The following is a 7,438-nucleotide window of genomic DNA, read 5'->3' on the forward strand; positions in this document are numbered from 1 at the left end:
AGCGGTGTCACGGGCGCGCCAGCGGGTTCGGCAGGGGCAGGTAGCGGGCGTCCGCGCCGTCCGCCCCCGTCCAGCGCAGCAGCAGGTTGGTCTTGCCGGGCAGGGTGGGCGCGGCGAGCAGGGCCGGGATCTCGGGCAGGTGGTGCCGGGCGAGTTCGCGGCGGGCGGCGGGCCAGGGGTCGAAGCCGGGGCGGTGCTCGGCGAGGGCGCCGGCGATCTCGACGAGGTGGTTGACGACCAGGCAGTACACCAGCCGCTCCCAGCCGGCGGCCCGCGTGACGTCGGGCAGCAGCTTGGCGCCCTCGGCGTCCCGGAACAGGGCCTGTACGGGCGTGCCGGCCGCGTCCACGGCGACGAGGGTGTTCTGCAGGTGGGCCTCCAGGACCACCCCGTGGTCGTGGAACGCGGTCAGGGCGGGCGGTACGACCTGCCGCAGATAGGCCGTCCACCAGGCGGCCGGATCGGCCGTCGCGGCGAGCGGGCTGCCCTCGAAGCCCTCGGCGAGACCGGCCGCGAGCAGCGGGGTGGCGCCCGGCAGCAGATGGCCGCGCAGCCCGTCCCTGACCAGGACGGCCAGCTCCTCGAAGGCGAAGGCGGCGGTGCGGTAACCGCGGTCGCTCAGCCAGGCCGCCGGCGGCCCCATCGCGGCGAAGGCGCGCCCGGCGGCGCTGTCGGTGCGGCCCAGTCTGCGCAGGTCGTGGCGCCACAGCCGGCGGATGTCGTTGGTGATGCGGACGTCCAGGCTGAACTTCAGGAACAGATCGCGGCCCGGTTCGTACACGGTGCGGACCGCGGCCGTGGGCCAGGTGTCGAAGGCGGTGGTGCCGAGCCGCAGCAGCCGGCCGTCGGCGAACGCGGGGGCGAGGTCACGGGCGGTCAGTTCGAGCTGCCAGGGATGGGCGGGCAGCAGCCGGTAGCCGGGCGGGGCGTCGCCGAGGGCGTCCAGGGCGCCGGTGTCGCCCTCCTCGGCCACCTGGTCCTCGCGGACACCGAGCAGGACCAGCGGGAAGCGGGCGTGTGCCTCGGGGGCGTACGGCAGCCAGGACGCGACCGGTCCGCCGCCGCGCGCCTTGGGGGCCGGGTGGTACGGGTGGCCGGTGAGCAGGGACTGCTCGGAGCGCAGGTACGGGTCGTCCGGCTCGGTGGTCCGGGACCTGGCGGTGAGCAGGGCGGCGACCGCGTCACGGCTGTCGATCACCTCCGCGGGCAGGTCGCCGCCGGGCGTCCCGGTGTGCCGGCGCAGCTCCTCGGCGACCAGTTTGACCAGCTCCGGATGGTCGATCCGGCACCAGGCCCCGGCCGTGTACAGCTCGGGGTCCGCGGGGCGCCGGCCGGTGCGCACCCGCAGCAGCCGCCCGCTCGGCAGCCGGTGGACGCGGTGGTCCCCGGGGGCGTCCGGGAGCGGCTCGGCCACCTCCCGCAGCAGGCAGTTGAGCAGTGGCGCCGCCGCGTACGCGTCGGCGCGGCGGCCGGCGTCACCGGTGGGGGGTGTGAGGTCCACGCGTTCCATTCGTCCCTCGTCCAGGGGCCCGCGGCAGTCCCCGCGCACGCCGCGTGCGCCGTCCGGGGCCGGTGATGATCAGTATGGCTGTCGTCCCCGGCAGTCCCCGACTATCGTGCCGTGCCCGTGTACCCGAGGAGCCCCCTGTGCACCGTCCCCCCACCGCCGAGGCCGAGATCGCCGAGGAGCTGGCCGTCGTCCGGCCGGGTCTGCTGCCCCGGTACGCGGCGAAGCTGCCGGGAGCCCGCGCCGCCGTGCTGACCCGGCTGTGGCGGGCGCTGGCGTACGAGCCGCTGCCGTGGCTGGCCGGCCGGGAGCCGGGAGCGCACGGGCTCACCCTGCGCCTGGCCGACGGCCGGTCCCTGCGCGGGCCGCACGCGGACCCGTACGCCACGAGCGCGTACGTCACCGCGGTGCGGCTGGACGGGGAGCGCTACGACGACCCGGCCCGTCTGATGACCGCGCTCGGGGTGCCGCATGCGGCCGGCTTCGCGGCGGAGCTGGCGGGCAGCGCGGCCTCGCTGGCACTGTCCCGGGCGGGCGCGGACCACCCGAAGGAGTGGCCGGTGGAGCTCCCCCACGCCGGAGGCCGGGCGCAGGACTGGGAGTGGGAGCAGCGGGTGGTCGACGGGCACCCGTTCCACCCGAACTGCCGCTCCCGGCCCGGGTTCTCGGTGGCGGACCAGCTGGCGTACGGTCCGGAGCACCGGCCCGTGGTCGGCCTGGGCACGGTGGCGGTACCGGCCGCGGACTGTCTGCTGTCCGGTGACTGGCCGGACGAACTCCGCGCGGCGGATGACCTGTTGGTGCCCGTGCACCCCTGGCAGGCGGCACACGTGCTCGGGCGGCCGTACGACGCCTGGCGCCCGGCCCGGCCGCTGATGTCCCTGCGCACCCTGGCGCTGCCCGGCGGGCCGCACGTGAAGACCGCGCTCAGCGCCCGGCTGACCTCGTCGGTACGCGACATCTCCGTCTCCTCGGTGCGGTCCGCGGCGCCCCTGTCCGACTTCGCCGAGGACCTGGCGGCGCGCACCGGCGGGCTGCTGCACGTCACCCGCACGCTGGGGGCGGTCTCGGCCCACTCCCCCGACCTGGCCGCGCTGCTGCGGGAGTCGCCGGAGGTGTACGCCGCTCCGGGCGAACACGTTCTCCCGGTGGCCGCCCTCGCCACCACGTCGCTGCCCGGATCCCCCTCCTGGCTGGCCGCGTTCGCCCGGCTGGCGCTCACGGTGGGTCTGCTGCTGCTGGAAGCCGGGGTGGCCCTGGAGGCGCACGGCCAGAACCTCCTGGTGATCCTGTCGGCCGACGGCACCCCGCTGCGCCTGGTCTACCGCGACCTCGCCGACATCCGGATCAGCCCCGCGCGCCTGGCACGCCACGGCATCACCCCGCCCGGGCTCGCGGCCCGGATGGTCACGGACGACCCGACCGCCCTGCGCCGCAAGCTGTTCGGCTCCCTGGTGGCGGGCGCGCTGGCCGGTACGGCGGGCTCGGGCCCGGCGCTGGCCGCCGCCCTGGCGGACGTCCTGCCCGGACTGCCCCGCACCCCCGATCTGGCGGCGCTGCGGGAAGGGCCGCTGCCCACCAAGGCGTTGACCCTGATGCGGCTCTCGCCCGGCGGCACCGGGGACGTCTGGACGACACTGCCCCATCCCTGCGCGGCACGGTTCCCGGTGACCGGCTGAACAGGCGTCATCCCCGGGCACCGGCCCGGCCGGACCGGGCCGCACCGGTCATCCGGCGTTTTGGAGTCCGGTGTGTCTGATCAATAGGATCCGGCGATGATCAGAAGACAACGGCTGGCGGCGGGCGTCTGCGCTCTGCTCGCCGCCCTGACGGCCGGGATCGCCTTCCCCGCCGGAGCGGTCGCCGACGAGACGGAACAGGCCGCTCCGAAGGTCGAACTGGTGCTGGACGTCAGTGGTTCCATGCGCACCCGTGACATCGACGGCGGCACCCGGATGGCCGCGGCGAAGCAGGCGTTCAACGAGGTGCTGGACGCGACCCCCGCGGAGGTCCGGCTCGGCATCCGCACGCTCGGCGCCAATTACCACGGCGACGACCGCAAGGAGGGCTGCAAGGACACCGCGCAGCTCTACCCGGTCGGCCCGCTGGACCGGACCGACGCGAAGACGGCCGTGGCCACCCTGGCGCCGACCGGCTGGACCCCGATCGGTCCCGCGCTGCTGAAGGCGGCGGACGACCTGAACGGCGGTACCGGTACCCGCCGCATCGTCCTGATCAGTGACGGTGAGGACACCTGCCGGCCGCTCGACCCGTGCGAGGTGGCCCGGGAGATAGCGGCCAAGGGCATCGGGCTGACCATCGACACCCTCGGCCTGGTGCCGGACGCCAAGACCCGCGCCCAGCTCAGCTGCATCGCGGACGCGACCGGCGGCACCTACACCGACGTCCGGCACAAGGAGGAACTCTCCGACCGCGTGGGCCAGTTGGTCGACCGGGCGGCCGATCCGGTGGTGACCCCGGTGGCCACCCACGGCGCCGACCGGTGCGAGAAGGCGCCGACGCTGAAGTCCGGGCTCTACACCGACCGTGCGGAGTTCGGGCGGCAGCGCTGGTACAGGGTGGACGTCGAGCCGGGCCGGGAGCTGCGCGCCTCGGTGAGCGTCGCGGACGACCGGGCCGTGGACCCCGACTACGGGGTGCTGCTGCGGGCGGTGACCCTGCACGGACGGGAGATCGTGCGCGGTGAGGCCGCGGGCACCGGCCGCACCGACGTGATCTCCACCGGTCTGCGGTACCCGAAGGCGGACAGCGACGACGACACGGCGACCCCGGAGACGGTGTGCCTCCAGGTCACCCAGTCGTTCTCGGCGGCCTCGGGGGTCAAGACGACCCCGGGTCTGCCGCTGGAGCTGACCGTCGACGTCGTCGACGGGCCGTCGGGCCACCACGACGTGGCCTCCTTCGGCCTCGGCCGTGGCTGGTGGCTGCTCGGCGCGCTGGTGCTGACCGGCTTCCTGGCCGGTCTGCTGTGGGGCTGGGTGTCGCGTTGGCGGGTCGCGGTGTGGAGGACGAACTGATGCGGATCACACGAGTGCTGGGCACCGCGCTGCTGGCGCTGGGGCTGGCCGCCGGACCGGCCGCCGCCGATTCCACGCCCTCCCCGAGCGCGTCCTCCGGTGACGCGGCGCCCACGCAGGCGGGCACCTCGTTCCGTACGGCGACGGAGATCGAGCAGGGGCAGCGGGCCACCGCCTCCGGTTCCACCGGCGACTACCTGTACTGGTCCTTCCCCGCGGACACCGGCCAGCGGCCCACCGTCAAGGCGACGGTGAAGCTCCGGGACTCCCACGGCCCGCAGACCTGGCAGCTCGACGTGTACGACGGGCTGCGGCGGCGTCAGTCCTGCCAGTACGGCGCCGCGACCCGCACCGCCGCGACGGGCTCCGGCCCGGTCGAGCTGGCCTGTGTGCTGCGCACGGTGCGCGGCTGGTCGGAGCCGTGGGCGAACGACCCGCTGCCGGGCACGTACTACGTCCGGCTCACGGTGGTGGACCTCGGCGCCTCCGATCTCGGCCAGCCGGTCGGCGCCGAGGTGCGCGTGGACTCCAAGGACGTCGGCGGCGCGGCGGCGGTCGACGGCTCGCTGGGCAAGCCGCTGGTTCCCGGGATCGCCGTCAAGTCGGCCGGACAGGGCGACGGTTCGAAGGCCGCGGTGCTCTCCAGCTTCGGTTCGGACGACGGCTGGTCCTCCGGCTGGTGGTCCGACCGCTGGGTGTGGACCGCGATCGGCGGTGTGCTGGCCGCGCTCGCCGGCATCGGCGGTCACGCGCTGACCCGCGGGTCGGGCCGGCCGTCCCGGGTGCCGCCGGGCGCCTGAGCCGTACGGCGCACACCGTGGGGTGAAGGCCCGCCGCTCCGGCGGGCCTTCACCTTTTCTCACGCCTCCCGCAGGGACTTGGCTTCTCACGTCTCCCGCAGGGCCTTGGCGAGGGCGCCGTCGCCGGTCACCGTCACCCGTCCGGCCCGTACCGCCGCCGGCAGCCGCAGTTCGCCCCGGGCGAGCGCCTCGCAGGTCGCGGTGTCCGTCACCAGCCGGGCATCCGCCTCGCCGGGCGCGGGACCGTCGCCGTAGACCGGCCCGTCCTCCGCGCCGACGTGGAGGTGGAAGTCGCCCTCGGGCAGGGCGACTTCGACGACGCCCGCGCCGTCCAGGGCACGCAGCAGCGGCAGGGCGAACCAGTGGGCTCGTACGGCGTCGGTGGGGCCGCGCTCGCCCAGCTCCCGCTCGCCCCAGCGGCCCAGCGCCTGGAGCACGGGCAGCAGTTCCCGTCCCCGTGCGGTGAGTTCGTACACGTACGCGGCGCCCGGCGGGGGCAGCCGCCGACGGGTGGTGAGGCCGTCGCGCTCCATGTCCTTCAGCCGGGAGGCGAGTACGTCCGTGCTCACGCCGGGCAGGTCCGCGTGCAGGTCCGTGTAGCGGCGGGGGCCGGCGAGCAGTTCCCGGACGATCAGCAGGGCCCAGCGGTCGCCGACGCGGTCGAGCGCGCGGGCCGCGGAGCAGTACTGGTCGTAGCTTCGGCGTGGTGGCATGCGACGCAGTCTAGACAAGTTGTTGGACTTTCCAAGCTCCCACTTGGTAAAACCAAGTAACACGAGTTCCCGGAGGGGCGCATGGAGTTCCGGCAGTCCAACAAGCTCAGCGCGGTGTGCTACGAGATCCGCGGCCCGGTGATCGAGCACGCCAACGCGCTGGAGGAGGCGGGGCACAGCGTGCTGCGCCTGAACACCGGCAATCCCGCGGCCTTCGGCTTCGAGGCGCCCGAGGAGATCCTCCAGGACATGATCCGGATGCTGCCGCAGGCGCACGGCTACACGGACTCCCGCGGCGTCCTCTCCGCCCGCCGCGCGGTCGCCCAGCGCTACCAGGCCCTGGGCCTGGAAGTCGACGTGGACGACGTCTACCTCGGCAACGGCGTCTCCGAGCTGGTCTCCATGGCCGTGCAGGCCCTGGTCGAGGACGGCGACGAGATCCTCATCCCCGCACCGGACTTCCCCCTCTGGACGGCCGTCACGACCCTGGCCGGCGGCACGGCGGTCCACTACCGGTGCGACGAACAGGCCGACTGGAACCCGGACCTGGCCGACATGGCGTCGAAGATCACCGACCGCACCAAGGCGGTGGTCCTCATCAACCCGAACAACCCGACCGGCGCGGTCTATCCGAAGGAGGTCGTGGAGGGCGTCCTCGACCTGGCCCGCCGGCACGGCCTGATGGTCTTCGCCGACGAGATCTACGACCAGATCCTGTACGACGACGCCGTCCACCACTCGGCCGCCGCCCTCGCCCCCGACCTGGTGGTGCTCACCTTCTGCGGCCTGTCCAAGACCTACCGGGTGGCCGGCTTCCGCTCGGGCTGGCTGGTCGTCACCGGTCCGAAGCAGCACGCCAGGGACTACCTGGAGGGCCTGACCATGCTGGCCTCCATGCGGCTGTGCGCCAACGCGCCCGCCCAGTACGCCATCCAGGCCGCGCTCGGCGGGCGCCAGTCCATCCGTGACCTCACCCGGCCCGGCGGCAGGCTGGACGAACAGCGGACCGTGGCCTGGGAGAAGCTCAACGAGATCCCGGGGGTGTCCTGCGTCAAGCCCAAGGGCGCGCTGTACGCCTTCCCGCGCCTCGACCCCAAGGTGCACAAGATCCACGACGACGAGAGGTTCGTCCTGGACCTGCTGCTGCGCGAGAAGATCCAGGTGGTCCAGGGCACCGGCTTCAACTGGCCCTCCCCCGACCACTTCCGCATCCTCACCCTGCCGCACGCCGACGACCTGGAGGCGGCGATCGGCCGGATCGGCAGGTTCCTCGGCGGGTACCGGCAGTGACCCCTCCGGGCCGTGTGGCCCGCTTCGCTCGTGTGTGCGAAGATCACCCGGCAACGACCGGGGCCCGCAGGGGGCGGGGCGGGCACGCCG

Annotated in this window: 6 protein-coding genes; 4 read left to right on the forward strand and 2 right to left on the reverse strand. The window is 74.4% G+C overall.

Annotated elements, in window-relative coordinates; all coding sequences use genetic code 11:
* Positions 1 to 7 precede the first annotated feature (7 nt).
* On the reverse strand, positions 8 to 1,510 hold the full coding sequence (locus tag GT045_RS06200) for an IucA/IucC family protein (RefSeq protein ID WP_161333536.1): 1,503 nt from the start codon (positions 1,508 to 1,510) through the stop codon (positions 8 to 10).
* 137 nt (positions 1,511 to 1,647) lie between these two features.
* Between GT045_RS06200 and GT045_RS06205 the strand changes: the two genes are divergently transcribed.
* The 3 genes from GT045_RS06205 to GT045_RS06215 all read left to right on the forward strand — a co-directional run bounded on the left by GT045_RS06205 (position 1,648) and on the right by GT045_RS06215 (position 5,345).
* Complete coding sequence (locus GT045_RS06205; protein WP_161333538.1) at positions 1,648 to 3,186, forward strand: IucA/IucC family protein; 1,539 nt, start codon at positions 1,648 to 1,650, stop codon at positions 3,184 to 3,186.
* A 96-nt stretch (positions 3,187 to 3,282) separates the two neighbouring features.
* On the forward strand, positions 3,283 to 4,545 hold the full coding sequence (locus GT045_RS06210) for a VWA domain-containing protein (RefSeq protein WP_161289445.1): 1,263 nt from the start codon (positions 3,283 to 3,285) through the stop codon (positions 4,543 to 4,545).
* Positions 4,545 to 5,345: a hypothetical protein gene (locus GT045_RS06215; protein WP_161333540.1), complete on the forward strand. Its 801-nt coding sequence runs from the start codon at positions 4,545 to 4,547 to the stop codon at positions 5,343 to 5,345. The genes GT045_RS06210 and GT045_RS06215 overlap by 1 nt, the downstream gene beginning before the upstream one ends.
* 86 nt (positions 5,346 to 5,431) lie before the next feature.
* Here the strand turns inward: GT045_RS06215 and GT045_RS06220 are convergent, their stop codons facing one another.
* Positions 5,432 to 6,058: a winged helix-turn-helix transcriptional regulator gene (locus GT045_RS06220; RefSeq protein ID WP_161289441.1), complete on the reverse strand. Its 627-nt coding sequence runs from the start codon at positions 6,056 to 6,058 to the stop codon at positions 5,432 to 5,434.
* An 81-nt stretch (positions 6,059 to 6,139) separates the two neighbouring features.
* Here GT045_RS06220 and GT045_RS06225 point away from each other — a divergent pair, with 81 nt between their 5' ends.
* A complete protein-coding gene (locus GT045_RS06225; RefSeq protein ID WP_161289439.1) occupies positions 6,140 to 7,348 on the forward strand; it encodes a pyridoxal phosphate-dependent aminotransferase in 1,209 nt (402 codons plus the stop codon).
* Positions 7,349 to 7,438 lie beyond the last annotated feature (90 nt).

It is taken from the genome of Streptomyces sp. SID486 (assembly GCF_009865385.1).
Taxonomy (GTDB): domain Bacteria; phylum Actinomycetota; class Actinomycetes; order Streptomycetales; family Streptomycetaceae; genus Streptomyces.

What these genes read in the sequence shown, in the direction of transcription:
- GT045_RS06215 (WP_161333540.1), top strand. Translation starts at nt 4,545, where the DNA reads ATGCGGATCACACGAGTGCTGGGCACCGCGCTGCTGGCGCTGGGGCTG.
- GT045_RS06200 (WP_161333536.1), bottom strand. Translation starts at nt 1,510, where the DNA reads ATGGAACGCGTGGACCTCACACCCCCCACCGGTGACGCCGGCCGCCGC.
- GT045_RS06225 (WP_161289439.1), top strand. Translation starts at nt 6,140, where the DNA reads ATGGAGTTCCGGCAGTCCAACAAGCTCAGCGCGGTGTGCTACGAGATC.
- GT045_RS06220 (WP_161289441.1), bottom strand. Translation starts at nt 6,058, where the DNA reads ATGCCACCACGCCGAAGCTACGACCAGTACTGCTCCGCGGCCCGCGCG.
- GT045_RS06210 (WP_161289445.1), top strand. Translation starts at nt 3,283, where the DNA reads ATGATCAGAAGACAACGGCTGGCGGCGGGCGTCTGCGCTCTGCTCGCC.